Annotated in this window: 11 protein-coding genes and 1 rRNA gene; 3 read left to right on the forward strand and 9 right to left on the reverse strand. The window is 56.6% G+C overall.

What is annotated here, in order from left to right; all coding sequences use genetic code 11:
* The 3 genes from ACTG3T_RS02440 to ilvY all read right to left on the reverse strand — a co-directional run.
* Positions 1-978, reverse strand: a 16S ribosomal RNA gene (locus ACTG3T_RS02440); the annotation flags it as partial.
* A 364-nt stretch (positions 979-1,342) separates the two neighbouring features.
* On the reverse strand, positions 1,343-2,266 hold the full coding sequence (pssA, locus tag ACTG3T_RS02445) for a CDP-diacylglycerol--serine O-phosphatidyltransferase (RefSeq protein ID WP_439100677.1): 924 nt from the start codon (positions 2,264-2,266) through the stop codon (positions 1,343-1,345).
* A 36-nt stretch (positions 2,267-2,302) separates the two neighbouring features.
* A complete protein-coding gene (gene ilvY / locus ACTG3T_RS02450; protein WP_439100678.1) occupies positions 2,303-3,205 on the reverse strand; it encodes an HTH-type transcriptional activator IlvY in 903 nt (300 codons plus the stop codon).
* 100 nt (positions 3,206-3,305) lie between these two features.
* Here ilvY and ilvC point away from each other — a divergent pair, with 100 nt between their 5' ends.
* Positions 3,306-4,778: a ketol-acid reductoisomerase gene (gene ilvC / locus ACTG3T_RS02455; protein ID WP_439100679.1), complete on the forward strand. Its 1,473-nt coding sequence runs from the start codon at positions 3,306-3,308 to the stop codon at positions 4,776-4,778.
* Positions 4,779-4,812: 34 nt separating this feature from the next.
* Here the strand turns inward: ilvC and ilvN are convergent, their stop codons facing one another.
* On the reverse strand, positions 4,813-5,304 hold the full coding sequence (gene ilvN, locus ACTG3T_RS02460; protein ID WP_439100680.1) for an acetolactate synthase small subunit: 492 nt from the start codon (positions 5,302-5,304) through the stop codon (positions 4,813-4,815).
* Position 5,305: 1 nt separating this feature from the next.
* Complete coding sequence (locus tag ACTG3T_RS02465; protein ID WP_439100713.1) at positions 5,306-7,045, reverse strand: acetolactate synthase 3 large subunit; 1,740 nt, start codon at positions 7,043-7,045, stop codon at positions 5,306-5,308.
* Between the two features lie 509 nt (positions 7,046-7,554).
* Here ACTG3T_RS02465 and ACTG3T_RS02470 point away from each other — a divergent pair.
* On the forward strand, positions 7,555-8,097 hold the full coding sequence (locus ACTG3T_RS02470; RefSeq protein WP_439100681.1) for a DUF4124 domain-containing protein: 543 nt from the start codon (positions 7,555-7,557) through the stop codon (positions 8,095-8,097).
* A 65-nt stretch (positions 8,098-8,162) separates the two neighbouring features.
* On the opposite strand, the gene clpB is transcribed toward ACTG3T_RS02470, so the two are convergent.
* The 3 genes from clpB to rluD all read right to left on the reverse strand — a co-directional run bounded on the left by clpB (position 8,163) and on the right by rluD (position 12,572).
* Entirely contained in the window at positions 8,163-10,739 is a 2,577-nt protein-coding gene (clpB, locus tag ACTG3T_RS02475) for an ATP-dependent chaperone ClpB (RefSeq protein WP_439100682.1), read from the reverse strand.
* 115 nt (positions 10,740-10,854) lie between these two features.
* Complete coding sequence (pgeF, locus tag ACTG3T_RS02480; protein ID WP_439100683.1) at positions 10,855-11,604, reverse strand: peptidoglycan editing factor PgeF; 750 nt, start codon at positions 11,602-11,604, stop codon at positions 10,855-10,857.
* Entirely contained in the window at positions 11,601-12,572 is a 972-nt protein-coding gene (rluD, locus tag ACTG3T_RS02485) for a 23S rRNA pseudouridine(1911/1915/1917) synthase RluD (protein ID WP_439100714.1), read from the reverse strand. The genes pgeF and rluD overlap by 4 nt, the downstream gene beginning before the upstream one ends.
* Positions 12,573-12,660: 88 nt before the next feature.
* Between rluD and ACTG3T_RS02490 the strand changes: the two genes are divergently transcribed.
* A complete protein-coding gene (locus tag ACTG3T_RS02490) occupies positions 12,661-13,572 on the forward strand; it encodes an outer membrane protein assembly factor BamD (RefSeq protein ID WP_439100684.1) in 912 nt (303 codons plus the stop codon).
* A 6-nt stretch (positions 13,573-13,578) separates the two neighbouring features.
* Here the strand turns inward: ACTG3T_RS02490 and ACTG3T_RS02495 are convergent, their stop codons facing one another.
* Positions 13,579-15,201: an NAD+ synthase gene (locus tag ACTG3T_RS02495; RefSeq protein ID WP_439100685.1), complete on the reverse strand. Its 1,623-nt coding sequence runs from the start codon at positions 15,199-15,201 to the stop codon at positions 13,579-13,581.
* Positions 15,202-15,236 lie beyond the last annotated feature (35 nt).

Genomic DNA, 15,236 nt, shown 5'->3' on the forward strand with positions numbered 1-15,236 from the left:
CTGGTAAGGTTCTTCGCGTTGCATCGAATTAAACCACATGCTCCACCGCTTGTGCGGGCCCCCGTCAATTCATTTGAGTTTTAACCTTGCGGCCGTACTCCCCAGGCGGTCTACTTAGTGCGTTAGCTGCGCCACTAAGGACTCAAGTTCCCCAACGGCTAGTAGACATCGTTTACGGCGTGGACTACCAGGGTATCTAATCCTGTTCGCTCCCCACGCTTTCGCACCTCAGCGTCAGTATTGGGCCAGGCAGTCGCCTTCGCCACGGGTGTTCCTCCACATATCTACGCATTTCACCGCTACACGTGGAATTCTACCTCCCTCTCTCGCACTCTAGTCGACCAGTATCGGATGCAGTTCCCAGGTTGAGCCCGGGGCTTTCACATCCGACTTAACAAACCGCCTACGCGCGCTTTACGCCCAGTAATTCCGATTAACGCTCGCACCCTCCGTATTACCGCGGCTGCTGGCACGGAGTTAGCCGGTGCTTCTTCTAAAGGTAATGTCACAGCTAAGCAGTATTAGTACTTAACCTTTCTTCCCAATTGAAAGTGCTTTACAACCCGAAGGCCTTCTTCACACACGCGGCATGGCTGCGTCAGGCTGTCGCCCATTGCGCAATATTCCCCACTGCTGCCTCCCGTAGGAGTCCGGGCCGTGTCTCAGTCCCGGTGTGGCTGATCATCCTCTCAGACCAGCTATGGATCGTCGCCTTGGTGGGCCTTTACCCCACCAACTAGCTAATCCAACGCAGGCTCCTCCAATAGCGCGAGGTCCGAAGATCCCCCGCTTTCTCCCTTAGGACGTATGCGGTATTAGCTCGAGTTTCCCCGAGTTGTCCCCCACTACTGGATAGATTCCTACGCGTTACTCACCCGTCCGCCGCTCTACTCATACCGAAGTACTTTCGCGCTCGACTTGCATGTGTTAGGCCTGCCGCCAGCGTTCAATCTGAGCCATGATCAAACTCTTCAGTTTAATCTTTTACCTCCATCTCTCGATAGGAGGGTTGGTTTTCACAGTTACCCGCGCTCACCAACAAATCTCGGCTCAGACACAATTCGAAATCAAAAATTACTGCGCCACTAAATCTCCAAAGAGATCCAATGACTTTGAATTGATGAGTCACTTGTTGTGTCTGAATAGTCGTTAAACAACTATCCCAACAAGTGCCCACACTTCTGTCTTCATCTACTTGTTAAATACCCACTAAATCGCTTGGAGTTAGTGTTTTCCGACAACCCTCAGGCTGGCGGAGGCGCGCATTATACGCATGCAAGGAGGTCGCACAAGCCTTTTTATTAAAAAAGTTTTAAGCGCGCCGGGAGGCGCTGAAAAACCGCTATTTTTGCCAGCGGCGAAGCTGCTCAACAGGCCCGGATAGCGCGTAGGTGAGTGATGCCAGAAGTAGAATCTTCGCAGGGTCCACAGTGACCAGTCCAAACACGAGGACTACAGCCAGAATAGCCACGAAAGGCACCCGCCCATGGAGGTCAAACCCCTTGAAGCTGTGGTAAGGCACGTTGACCACCATCAATATCGCTACCGTAGTGGTTAATACAGCGACCAGCACTGCCAGCTCCCCAGGCAGCGCGCCACCCACCCAACCCTGGTCCTGGGAGACCCAGACTGTGCAGGCCATGATGCAGGCCGCCGCTGGACTCGCCAGCCCCATAAAGAAATTAGGGTCGCCCACGCCTACCTGGGTATTGAAACGCGCCAAACGCAAAGCAGCGCAGGCCACATAAACAAAGGCAGCACTCCAACCGACTTTACCTAAATCTCCTAAAGCCCAGCTAAACATCACTAACGCAGGCGCAACACCGAAGGACACCATGTCTGCGAGACTGTCGTACTCGGCGCCGAACTTGCTGCTGGTGTTAGTCAGGCGGGCAACGCGGCCGTCCAGCCCATCGAACACCAGCGCAAACAAAATAGCGATAGGCGCAGTCTCGTAATCCCCTCGCATGGCCGCAACCACAGCGTAAAAACCGCAGAACAGCGCACCAGTGGTGAAAAGATTGGGTAAGAGATACACGCCCCGACGCTTGACGGTACGTCCGTTTTCGGAGACTTCTTCCTCGTGATCTTCAATGAGATTTTCGATGGAACTGGCGGCCTCACCGAGACTCTCCGGCAACAGGCTCGCGGGACCCGCAGCCCCTTTACCGTTATAGACCTCCTCCCCGGACACTGGCTCACCTTGACCGGCCTCATTCGAGGCAGGGACATCGGCAATCTTATTTTTTGAATCTTGATCAGCCACAAGCTCATCCCGTTGTTGTCTTACGATTCTATCAGATTAGTCCTCCAGCCCCTGAGCGACTTTCCACAGCCCTTGTATCACTGGGTCCATCAGGCGCGGTTGCCGGGCGCACAAACCGATCTCAAACTCCGGCAGCTCGTGGCCCAGGTCCATAACGTGCAGATTTTCTTCCAGGCCGCTTGCATCCACCACCAGGCGAGGCAGTACAGCAACGCCCAGCCCCAGGGAGACCATAGCGACAATTGCTTCGTGGCCTGCCACCCGGGCATAGACCGCTGGCTGCCCTGAAAAACGCCCTCGCAGCCATTGGTCAATAAGTTCCTTGCTTACGCCCCTTGCAGGTAACACCCAGGGCACATCTCGAAGGAGGTTCCAAAGTGCTTTCCCCCTTTGCCCGTGCAGGGAGTCGCGCAACGCGCAATCCACGAGAGGCATGCAAAGACACATTGGCGTGCTTGCGAGAGGAGCGAAGGCAAAGTTCTCACTGAGACCTTCCGGTCGGGCGACCACTGCAACATCAGAGCTGCCCCGTCGCACCCGTTCAAATCCGTCGGCCTGATCACCGGTTTGCAACAAGATCTGTACGCGCGGGAACGCCTCCCGATAAGCCGCCAGTAACGGTGATAGGAGCCGATGCGTTGCTGTCACCGAGCAGAAAATCCGCAGCTCGCCTTGCAAACTCCCGTCATCGCCCAGGAACTCTTGCAAGGAACGCCAATCAGAGAGCATACGCTCAGCCACCACCTGCAGCCGCCGGGCGGCGCTGGTTGCCGTCATGCCGCGGCGGTTTCGGTCAAACAGACCTTCGCCAAGCTCCTCCTCCAAACGCTGAATACACCGGCTCACCGCTGACACGCTAAGGTGCTGCTCGGATGCCGTCCGGGTAAAACTGAGGCTGCTGTTGACCGACAGGAATATTTGCAGGGATTTTAGATCCATAAGTAGCGTTTATCGCAAAACAGTTTTCATTATATAGCGTTTTACGCAATTTGCTTATTCCCTTAGACTTGCGCGCTTTCTATCACCAAGGATCCTCATCATGGGACAAAACTACTTCAACACCCTTCCTTTACGCCTCCAACTGGAGCAGCTGGGCAAATGCCGCTTTATGGACGCCAGTGAGTTCGCGGATGGGGTCGAAAAACTGAAGGGCAAGAAACTGGTCATCGTCGGCTGCGGCGCTCAGGGGCTCAATCAGGGACTCAATCTCCGCGATAGCGGACTGGATGTAAGCTACGCGCTACGGGAATCGGCGATTAATGAAAAACGCCCTTCCTGGCAAAACGCCACGGATAACGGTTTCACCGTGGGCACCTATGAAAACCTCATACCCACAGCAGACGTCGTGCTCAACCTAACCCCCGACAAGCAGCACAGCTCCGTGGTCTCAGCGGTCATGCCCATGATGAAGCAAGGCGCCTGCCTTTCTTACTCTCACGGTTTCAACATCGTTGAAGAAGGCATGCAGATCCGGGATGACCTGACGGTGATTATGGTGGCACCCAAGTGCCCGGGCACCGAAGTTCGCGAAGAATACAAGCGCGGCTTTGGCGTTCCCACATTGATTGCAGTGCACACCGAGAATGATCCGAACGGTGACGGCATGGAAATCGCAAAAGCTTATGCCGTGGGTACCGGCGGTCACCGCGCGGGGGTTTTGCAAAGCTCATTTATTGCTGAGGTGAAGTCAGACCTCATGGGAGAGCAAACCATCCTCTGCGGCATGCTCCAGACCGGCTCCATACTATGCTTCGATAAAATGGTGGAGAAAGGCCTCGATGCCAGCTATGCCTCCAAGCTCATCCAATACGGCTGGGAGACGGTGACCGAAGGCCTCAAACACGGCGGCATCACCAATATGATGGACCGCTTGAGCAATCCCGCGAAACTACGCGCCTTTTATTTGGCTGAGGAGCTCAAGAAGATTATGCGCTCGCTTTACGAGAAGCATCAGGACGACATCATGACGGGCGAGTTCTCTCGCACCATGATGGAAGACTGGGCCAACGACGATGCGAACCTTCTCAAATGGCGCGCGGCGACGGCCGAAACCGCTTTTGAAAAATCCGAGGGCACCAGTCAGGAGATCGGCGAGCAGGAGTTCTACGACCACGGCATCCTTATGGTCGCCATGGTCAAGGCGGGTGTTGAGCTAGCCTTTGAAACCATGGTGGCAGCGGGGATCATCGACGAATCGGCGTATTACGAGTCTCTTCACGAGACCCCGCTCATTGCAAACACCATTGCTCGCAAAAAGCTCTACGAGATGAACGTGGTTATCTCAGACACCGCCGAGTACGGCTGCTATCTGTTTGACCATGCCTGCCGGCCACTGCTGGCGGACTTTATGAAGGACATTGAAACCGACGTCATCGGCAACGGTCTCGGTGACGACAACACCGTGGACAACCAGGAACTCATCCGCGTCAACGAAGCAATCCGCTCCCACCCTGTAGAAACCGTTGGCACGATGCTTCGCGGCCACATGACCGCGATGAAGAGCATCCTGTAAAGATGCTTAGAAAAGCTGACAAAGTGCTGCGACCCTAGGGTCGCAGCACTTTCTCCCCCCGGGAAATACCCGCAACCCCCGAACGCACAACCTCCAGAATATCGGCCTCCGGAATCGCAGAGACAAAGGAATCAAGCTTGTCGGTGGTGCCTGCCAGTTGGATCGTATAAACCCGCGGCCCTACATCCACGATCTGACCCCGGAAAATGTCCGTAGTTCGCTTGATCTCCTCGCGCTGCGTGGAGTCCGCCCGCACTTTGATCAGCATCAAATCCCGCTCCACGTGAGCACCCTCGGTAAGGTCCACCAGCTTCACCACATCCACAAGACGATTGAGGTGCTTGGTGATCTGCTCGATGTGACGGTCGTCGCCAAAGGTTGTGAGTGTCAAGCGCGACAGCGTCGCATCTTCGGTCGCGGCCACATTCAGTGTTTCGATGTTGTAACCCCGCTGAGAAAAAAGCCCCACCACCCGCGACAATGCCCCGGGTTCGTTTTCCATCAATATAGAAATAATGCGACGCATGTCAGCTCCTCTCGTTCTTGCTAAGCCACATGTCCTTCATGGAGCCATTGGGCGCCACATGCATCGGATACACGTGTTCCATGGGATCCACATACACATCCAGGAATACGAGACGATCCTTAAGCGCAAAGGCTTCCGCCATCTTCTCGTCCAGCTCGTCCTTATCGCGCACGGTTATTCCCACATGACCGTAGGACTCCGTTAACTTCATGAAATCGGGCAGGGAATCCTCGTAGGTACTCATGGCATAGCGCCCTTCGTACTGCATGTCCTGCCACTGCTTGACCATGCCCAGGTAGTTGTTGCGCAAATTGATAATCTTCACCGGCGTGTTGTACTGCAGACAGGTGGAGAGTTCCTGGATGTTCATCTGAATGCTGCCTTCGCCGGTGACACAGGCCACGTCGTCTTCGGGAAACGCCAGCTTCACACCCATGGCCGAGGGCAACCCAAAGCCCATGGTTCCCAGTCCTCCCGAATTTATCCAGCGCCTAGGCTTGTTAAAGCGGTAATACTGCGCCGCAAACATCTGATGCTGCCCCACATCTGAGGTCACAAAAGCATCGCCCTCCGTTATGCGGTACAGACTCTGGATAACCTCCTGGGGTTTGATGTAGTCGCTTTCACCAAAACGCCTGCCGGTCCACAAACCATGGCTGGCACGCCATTCTTCGATCTGCGACCACCAGGAGTCCAGGGATACAGGCTCAAGCTGCGAGTCCTCGTTGTTCTGCGTACTGCGAATCGCCTCGATCAAATCTGTGAGTACCGCGCGCACAGGCCCTACGATGGGAATGTCTGCGGTCACAGTCTTGGAGATAGCGGCGGGATCCACATCGATATGGATAATCTTGGCACCGGGACAGAACTTGCTCACCGTGTTGGTCACCCGGTCATCGAAGCGCGCGCCTACCGCCAAAATCACGTCCGCGTGATGCATTGCCATATTGGCTTCATACAGTCCGTGCATACCCAACATACCCAGGAACTGGCGATCAGAGCCCGGATAGGCACCTAATCCCATGAGGGTGTTAGTCACCGGGAAATTCAGATGCTGCGCCAGCTCCGTGAGCAGATCACTGCCCTCACCGAGGATAACGCCGCCACCGGAGTAGATAACCGGGCGCTTTGCCGACAATAGGAGCTTTGCCGCCTTACGTATTTGTCCGCTGTGTCCGCGCACGGCGGGAGAATAGGAACGCAGCTTGACGCTCTCGGGATACTCGTAGGGAAAGCGTTCGTCGGGACGGGTAATGTCCTTGGGAATATCAATGACCACCGGACCGGGGCGTCCACTACCCGCAATATGGAATGCCTTCTTGATGACGCCCGGCAGCTGGCTCGCGTGACGTACCTGAAAGCTGTGCTTCACGATAGGCCGGGAAATGCCCAGCATATCGGTTTCCTGGAAAGCATCCTCGCCAATGAGATGACTTTGCACCTGACCCGACAGCACCACCATGGGTATAGAATCCATGTAAGCGGTCGCGATACCGGTCACCGCATTGGTTGCGCCCGGACCTGAGGTCACCAGCACCACGCCCGGCTTGCCCGTGGCTCGCGCATAGCCATCAGCGGCATGGGTAGCCGCCTGCTCATGACGGACCAGCACGTGAGGTACGCTCGCTGCTTTAAACAGGGCATCGTAAATGTGAAGCACTGCTCCACCCGGATACCCGAAAATAAACTCGACGCCCTCATCTTCCAGCGCCCGTGCAATCATCTCGCCACCGGAGAGCATCTCAACACTCTCCTGGGGGCTGGTGGGTACTTCTAACTCTGCGTTCACAATTGTGACTCCCGCTCGCGCCTGCGCTTACCCTCGCCGACGACAAACAGTTTTTCGCACCCCTCAAAGAGTGGGCACGCCTATGCCGCCGACACATCCGGTCAACCGCACAAAAACAGAGGGAGAACAAGCACGAAGAAACCCCGTGTCGCTGTCGCCCTGCGCGGTAACGCAGTGTGGACTGCCGAACTTCACGCAATAGGTCGCAAAGCACAGCCGACGGGACATAATCACAGCCGATTCGGATAATCGCACCGAAAAGGGGGCCAGGGGCGGAGGGTACTCCGCGTTGCCGTTACCATAATTACGACGGCGCAAGTTTGGTGAGGGTAGGGACCGATGTCAACGGTAGCAATTACAACTTTTTGTACTATCACAGCGTGCACTATTGATCCCACGAGTGAATTGCACCCGGGGACCTGCTTGGGTATGGTTCCCATGACAACAAAGCGGAGTGTCCCGTGAACAATCCAGAACCATACATAGCCGTCTCTTCGGACTGTTCGGACAATGCCACCTTGTTTAGGGGGCTCATGGCTGCATCTAGGGGGCTGATGGCTGCGCTCATCTGCGCTCTTTCCATGACACTCATCGTGCCCGAAGCTTCGTCAGCCGACACCTACTATCGCTGGAAAGATGAGCAGGGAAAACTCGTGGTCAGTGACCGCCCCCCTGCCTCGGAACAAATTGAATACGAAGTCGTTTCTCAACGCTCCTCGCTAATACGCCGTGTTAAGCCTGGCGAGGGGGCTGTACCTAAAGAGGTTACCCCCAGACCTGGCAATGAGTTCACCCAGGTCGACCCCAGGCAGGAAGAGATTGAGGTTGTGACCAAAAACCCCGAGAGCTGCGCCCGCGCCAAAGCCAATCTCGAAACCCTGAACACAGCCGCAAGAATCCGTATCCGGGATAAAGCAACTGGCGAACTGCGATTTATCTCCGAAGAAGAGAAAGAAACTCAGCGGCAGAAGGCGCGGGACACTATCAGAGTGCACTGCGCCTAAAGCTTCTCAGGCACGCAACGGTTCCCAAACGCCGCTTAAGGCGCTGACTGAGCCAAGGCGCCCCCCTACGCTGTACTGAACCTCGGTCCCGCGTCATCCCAATCGGCGGTGATCCGCTGTCCCGGGGAAAAATCACCGGCAAGAAGTTTCTGGGCCAACGGGTTCTCCAGCTGTTGCTGGATAGCCCGCTTAAGGGGCCGCGCCCCGTATACCGGATCGAAACCACCTTCTACCAACTGATCCATAAAGGCGTCCGTGATGTCGAGCTCCATCTCTCGCTCGGCAAGCCGCGCTCGCAGGCCCGCCAACTGGATCGTGGCAATACCTCGAATCTGCTCCTGCAGCAGCGGATGGAAAACCACGGTTTCGTCCACGCGGTTGATGAACTCCGGACGAAAGTGCTGCGATACAACACCCATCACCGCAGACTTCATCGCATCGTAGTTTTCATCGCCGGCAAGCTCCTGAATCAAATCTGAACCCAGGTTTGATGTCATCACAATCACTGTATTGCGAAAGTCCACCGTCCTGCCCTGACCATCCGTAAGACGCCCGTCATCGAGCACCTGAAGAAGGATGTTAAAAACATCAGGGTGAGCCTTCTCAACCTCATCCAGCAGTAGCAGCGAATAAGGCCGGCGGCGCACTGCCTCGGTGAGATACCCCCCTTCTTCGTAGCCCACATATCCCGGAGGCGCGCCAATGAGCCTGGCGACGGAGTGTTTCTCCATGAACTCAGACATGTCGATGCGCACCATCGCCTGCTCACTGTCAAAGAGAAAATCCGCCAAGGCCTTGCACAGCTCGGTCTTACCCACCCCAGTGGGCCCTAAAAACAGGAAAGACCCATTGGGACGATTGGGATCTGAAAGCCCCGCACGCGAGCGTCTCACCGCATTGGCAACGGCCACTACGGCCTCATCCTGCCCCACAACGCGGTCATGAAGTGCGTCTTCCATACGCAGGAGCTTGTCACGATCGCCCTCAAGCATTTTGGAGATCGGGATCCCGGTCCACCGGGAAACCACTTCGGCCACTTCTTCGTCGGTCACCTTATTGCGCAGCAGCGTTCGCTCCACGTTCTCCGCCGCCTGCGCCTGGGCAAGCTGTTTCTCCAGCTCGGGCAATTTGCCGTATTGCAGTTCTGACATACGGGTGAGATCCCCCGCACGTCGGGCGGTCTCGAGATCAAGCTTTAACTGCTCAATATCGCTTTTTACCGAGGCGGCTCCCTGCAAGGAGGCTTTCTCTGCCTTCCAGATCTCCTCAAGATCCGCGAACTCTTTCTCAATTGCCGTGATCTGCTCATCGAGGAGCGCCAGCTGCTTGGTCGCTGACTCATCTTCATCTTTACGAACCGCTTCGCGCTCGATCTTCAGCTGAATCAACCGTCGTTCCAGACGATCGAGAGCCTCGGGCTTGGAGTCGATTTCCATACGGATACGGCTTGCCGCCTCATCAACAAGGTCAATGGCCTTGTCGGGGAGCTGTCGATCAGTGATGTAGCGCTGAGAGAGCTGAGCAGCGGCAATGATCGCCGAATCGGTAATATCTACGCCGTGGTGCACCTCGTAGCGCTCTTTCAGGCCCCGCAGAATCGCAATAGTGTCCTCTTCGCTGGGCTCATCCACCAACACCTTCTGAAAACGACGCTCTAGCGCCGCATCTTTCTCCACATATTGGCGATACTCATTGAGGGTTGTGGCTCCCACACAGTGAAGCTCTCCTCTGGCCAACGCAGGCTTAAGCATGTTGCCCGCGTCCATGGAGCCCTCGGCCTTACCGGCACCGACCATGGTATGAATTTCATCGATAAAGAGGATCACCCGGCCTTCTTCCTTGGACAGCTCGTTGAGCAATGCCTTCAAACGCTCCTCAAACTCGCCGCGGAATTTCGTCCCGGCCAGCAATGCGCCGAGATCCAGAGAGAGAATACGCTTGTCCCGCAGGCCCTCGGGCACCTCGCCGTTAATGACGCGCTGAGCAAGCCCCTCGATAATCGCGGTTTTACCGACACCCGGCTCACCGATAAGCACCGGATTATTCTTGGTACGACGCTGAAGCACTTGCACGGTACGCCGAATCTCATCGTCTCTGCCAATCACCGGATCAAGCTTGCCGTCCCGGGCGCGCTCGGTAAGATCAATGGTGTATTTTTCGAGCGCCTGACGTGTCTCTTCGGCATCCGCACTGTCCACCGATGCGCCGCCGCGGACCGCTTCCACCGCAGCATCGAGACCGTCTTTAGTGACGCCACTGTCGGTGAGTACCTTTGCTAAAGCTCCCCCGGCCTCGAGCAGAGCCTGAAGCACCAGTTCACTGGAGATAAAGCTATCGCCACCCTGTTGAGCCTTTTTATCGCTAAGGTTCAGTACCTTGCTCAAATTTGGCGATACGTGAACCTCGCCCGTGGAGTTTTTCACCACGGGCATCCCGTCGATAAGCGATCGAAGCGCCTGCTGCAGCGCATCAATGTTTGCGCCCGCGCGTTGCAACAACGGTCTCGCTGAACCATCCTGTTGATTGATCAATGTCTGCAACAGGTGCGCCGAGTCAATCTGGTTGTGATCCCGACCCACCGCCAGGGACTGGGCATCCGCCAGGGCGTTTTGCAGGGAATTCGTTAATTTATCCATTCTCATAACTGTTTACCTCCACAGCAATTCAAGGATCACCGTGGGCCAACACAGCGTTCACCGTGATCTCCTATACCCCCATAGATATTGGGGTTTAAGGGCTGATTTCAAGGGCTAGCAATCAGTACTCGCGAAGGATAAGACAGGCCATGCGACCGGTTATGTCATCTCTACGGTAGGAAAAAAATCGGCCGGCATCGCCTGCAGTACAGAGGCCAATGCCCTCCACCTTGCGCAGACCCAGGCCATCCAGCCGCAAGGTCGCGAGGGCGCTCAAGTCGGCGAGATAGTGACCGGCGCGCGTCGGGGAAGCACGAAAACAGGCAGCGCAGCCATCGCTGTCGTCCTGCCTTAGAAAGGTCGATCGCACTTCTGCACCCACTTCAAAAGCCTCCCGGCCAATTGCGGGGCCCAGCCAGGCACAGAGTTCCCGGGGAGCGACATTAAGGGCCGACACTGCTGACTCAAGAACTCCCGCAGCCAGTCCCCGCCATCCGGCATGCACCGCGGCGACGACGGTGCCAGAGAGATTACTCAGGAGCACAGGCAGGCAATCGGCCACCATGACGGCGCAGGCAACGCGGGCATCGCCGGTCCAGGAGGCATCGGCACGAGCGGGCGTCTGCAGACTGTCACAGGCCTGTACCACCTGAGTGCCGTGTACCTGCTCCAACCAGGCAATTTCTGTCGCTGCCGGTAGCTGCGCCAAAAGGTCCGCACGATTTTTCTTCACCGCCCCCAAGTCATCCCCGACGTGCAACCCCAGATTAAATCCGTGAAAAGGTGCCTCGCTATGCCCCCCGGTGCGCGTGGTGTAGAAGATGCGAACATTGCCAGGCCAGCCCCGGGGGCTGACTTTCACGACACTCATGGCAACCCCGGAGCCTGACTACCCTGCCCCGGGTTCTCTTCCGCCAGCACCTTAAGTAACTCCTGAAGATCGTCAGCGAGGGGCGATTCAAAACTGCAGTGGTCGCCGGAGCCGGGATGCACAAAACTCAAGCGTTGCGCATGCAGTGCCTGACGGCGAAAGCCACGCAGGGCCGCCGTCAGCCTCTCGCTGGCACCCCGTGGTAGCTGCAAACGCCCACCGTAAACAGGGTCTCCCAATAGGGGATAGCCGCGGTGGGCCATATGCACCCGTATCTGATGGGTCCGCCCGGTCTCGAGCTGCACCTCCAGCGCGGTGTACTGGGCAAAACGCTGAGCAATACGGTAGTGGGTTACGGCGGGCTTACCCCCGTTCGCGACCACCGCCATGCGAGTTCGCTGTCGGGGGTGGCGGCCAATAGCTGCTTCTACGCGGCCTCCTCCGCTGGGCACACCGCGAACAATAGCGAAGTACTCCCGCTGCACATCCTTCTTTTGCAACTGGGCGACGAGGCTGCGATGGGCATTTAAAGTTCCAGCGACCACCAACAGACCACTGGTTTCCTTATCCAGGCGATGCACGATGCCCCCCCGGGGAATAGCCTCAAGATCCGGACGGTGATTCAACAGGGCATTGACCAGCGTGCCGTGGTGATTACCTGCCCCCGGATGCACCACGAGGCCCGCTGGTTTGTCGATAACCAGAAGCTCCTCATCCTCGTAGACAATCTCCAGCGGCAGCGCTTCCGCCGTCCAGGACACCTCGCTCTCCAGCTCGGCGTTTAGGCTGAGCACCTCGCCGCCACGGATGGCGTCGCGCGGACGCCCCCTACTGCCATCCAGAAGAAGCTCACCGCTGCGAATCCAGCTCTGCAGCCGGGCGCGGGAAAATTCGGGAAACAACTGCGCCGCAGCCTGATCCAGGCGTACTCCTACCAGGTCCTCTCCGGCAATTGCACTCCGCGTAATCTGACGCGCTTCTATGGACGGTTCTATGGTTTATGGACTCCCCTGGCTGTGCTTAAATAGCGCCCCTCTTCATTTCATCGATTTTAGCATGAGCCTTATTAGCAACCGCGACTCTCGGGCCCGACAATGGCCCATCCTTGCCAGCTTCCTTTCCGCGCTTTTATTGCTCGGGGGTTGCGCGAGCAACGACGACGAGGAATTCTCCGCCGACAGCGGAGAACAGCAGATATATGATGAAGCCCAGCGCTATCTGAACGCACGGAATTTTGATCTCTCCATTCGAGCCCTACAGGCTCTGGAGTCCCGCTATCCCTTTGGAAAATATGCGGAGCAGGCACAGTTGGAGCTCATTTACGCGCACTACGGAGCCTATTCACCGGAAGCAGCCATTGAGGCAGCCGATCGCTTTATCCGCCTCCACCCCCAGCATCCGAATGTCGACTATGCCTACTATATGAAGGGCCTGGCGACCGCTACTGCCAGCCAGGATTTTCTATCTCGCTTTACACCGACGGACCAAACCCTCCGCGACACCAGCTTTGCCAAAGAGGCTTTTGCGGAGTTTTCCCAACTTGTCACCCGGTTCCCCAACAGTCCCTATGCTGCAGATGCGAAGTCGCGGATGGTTTACCTGCGGAACCTGCTGGCGCGCAACGAAATACATGTGGCAAATTATTACTTCCGTCGAGGCGCCTACATGGCGGCGGCAAATCGCGGTCGCTATGTTGTGGAGAATTTCCAACGCACCCCGGCCGTGGGCGACGGTCTCGCCGTAATGGCCCAGGGCTACCTACTGCTTGGTATGGACGATCTTGCTCAAAATGCCATTGACACCTTGGTCTTGAATTTTCCGGACCACCCCGCGTTAAACAAAGATGGCGAGTTCGATACGGTCTACACTCAAGATGGTCTGCAGCGCTCACTGATTAACAAGATGAGCTTTGGTCTGTTTGACCCGCCAAAGCCGCCTCAGTTCGACAGCCGCAAAGGCATCAGCTAAACAACTTCACTCCCCCATACGCCAGGCAGAGGTAATGGGGTAACGGCGATCCCGCCCGAATCCTCTCTGGGTAATGCGCACGCCGACAGGCGCCTGACGGCGTTTGTACTCATTCAGATCCACCAGCCTGACGGCACGCTCTACGTCCGCCCGGGCAATACCCTCCGCGATAATCGCCTCCGCACTGAAATCCTGCTCAACGTATAGCTCCAGGATCCTGTCCAGCACATCGTAGGGAGGCAGACTGTCTTCATCTTTCTGGTCGGGAGCAAGTTCTGCCGAGGGTGGTCGCTCGATAACCCGCTCGGGAATGCACGGGCCCAGGCTATTCCTGTAGCGACAGAGGGCGTAAACCAGCGTCTTGGGCACATCCTTCAAAACATCAAAGCCCCCTGCCATATCGCCATAGAGCGTGGAGTAACCGACAGCCAACTCACTTTTGTTGCCCGTGGTCAGCACCAGAGAACGCTTTTTATTGGAAATGGACATGAGGAGGACTCCACGGCAGCGGGCCTGCAGGTTCTCCTCGGTGGTGTCAGCGTCCAGGCCCGCAAACTCATCCTTAAGGGCAGCCAGAAAGCTTTCGTAAATCGGCTCTATGGATATCACGCTATGACGCACACCCAGGGTCGCACTCTGCTCCGCCGCGTCGCTAATGCTGATATCCGAGGTATAGCGAAAAGGCATCATTACTGCCTCAACCCGCTCCGCGCCCAGAGCATCCACAGCCACCGCCAGGGTGAGGGCCGAATCAACGCCCCCGGAGAGCCCGAGCACTACGCCGGGGAAACCATTTTTATTGACGTAATCGCGCATACCCAGGACCAGCGCCTGCCAAACCGCAGCCAGCTCGTCGAGAGGCCTGGTAATCACTCCCTCTCGAAAACTCGGGCTTGACGCATCTGCTGTGAATTCGCACCAGTTCAAGGCTGTTTCAAAGCGAGAGCTCTGCGCCGCGAGCTTACCTTGGCTAGTCATGGCGAAAGACCCCCCATCAAAGACCAGTTCGTCCTGCCCTCCGACCTGATTCACATACACGGCAGCCAATCCATTATCCCGACAGCGCGTAGCGAGGAGGTCGAGCCTCTGCTGCTGCTTGCCCTTGTGAAAGGGAGACGCATTCAGATTGATGAGCAGTTCCGCTCCGGCGGACGCCGCTGCCGCACTGGGTCCCGGCACCCAGATGTCCTCACAGATACTCAGGCCGACCTGGGTTCCCTGAATCTCAAGAACGCAGGGCTCGCTGCCCGCGGTGAAATAGCGTTTCTCGTCAAACACCTGGTAATTGGGCAGCTCATTCTTCCAATACTCAGTCTTGAGCTCTCCGCCGTTAAAAACCCCTGCGCAGTTGTAAAGCAGGCCTGCACGGCGAACGGGATATCCCAAAATCACCCACGCCTCGGCAGGCAACTCGCGGCAGAGGCGTTCAATGGCATAATTTACCCGCTTGCAAAGAGCCGGCCTGAGCAAAAGATCTTCCGGTGGATAGCCCGACAGCGTTAGCTCGGGAAACACTATCACCGGCGACGCCTGTTGCGTGCAGGCTTGCTGGGCGACCTCAACAACCTTATCGGTATTGCCCGTAAAGTCACCCACCTGGGTGTTTATCTGGGCCATCAATATATGCATAGAAACTTTCCAACTTTCCGATGGTGCTATTGTCA

Source organism: Congregibacter sp., assembly GCF_965660375.1.
Classification (GTDB): Bacteria; Pseudomonadota; Gammaproteobacteria; order Pseudomonadales; family Halieaceae; genus Congregibacter.

Bases quoted from the DNA above. Each gene is read 5' to 3' on its own strand.
- ilvY (WP_439100678.1), bottom strand. From the start codon at position 3,205: ATGGATCTAAAATCCCTGCAAATATTCCTGTCGGTCAACAGCAGCCTC.
- ilvC (WP_439100679.1), top strand. From the start codon at position 3,306: ATGGGACAAAACTACTTCAACACCCTTCCTTTACGCCTCCAACTGGAG.
- ilvN (WP_439100680.1), bottom strand. From the start codon at position 5,304: ATGCGTCGCATTATTTCTATATTGATGGAAAACGAACCCGGGGCATTG.
- ACTG3T_RS02465 (WP_439100713.1), bottom strand. From the start codon at position 7,045: ATGCTCTCCGGTGGCGAGATGATTGCACGGGCGCTGGAAGATGAGGGC.
- clpB (WP_439100682.1), bottom strand. From the start codon at position 10,739: ATGAGAATGGATAAATTAACGAATTCCCTGCAAAACGCCCTGGCGGAT.
- pgeF (WP_439100683.1), bottom strand. From the start codon at position 11,604: ATGAGTGTCGTGAAAGTCAGCCCCCGGGGCTGGCCTGGCAATGTTCGC.
- ACTG3T_RS02490 (WP_439100684.1), top strand. From the start codon at position 12,661: ATGAGCCTTATTAGCAACCGCGACTCTCGGGCCCGACAATGGCCCATC.
- ACTG3T_RS02495 (WP_439100685.1), bottom strand. From the start codon at position 15,201: ATGCATATATTGATGGCCCAGATAAACACCCAGGTGGGTGACTTTACG.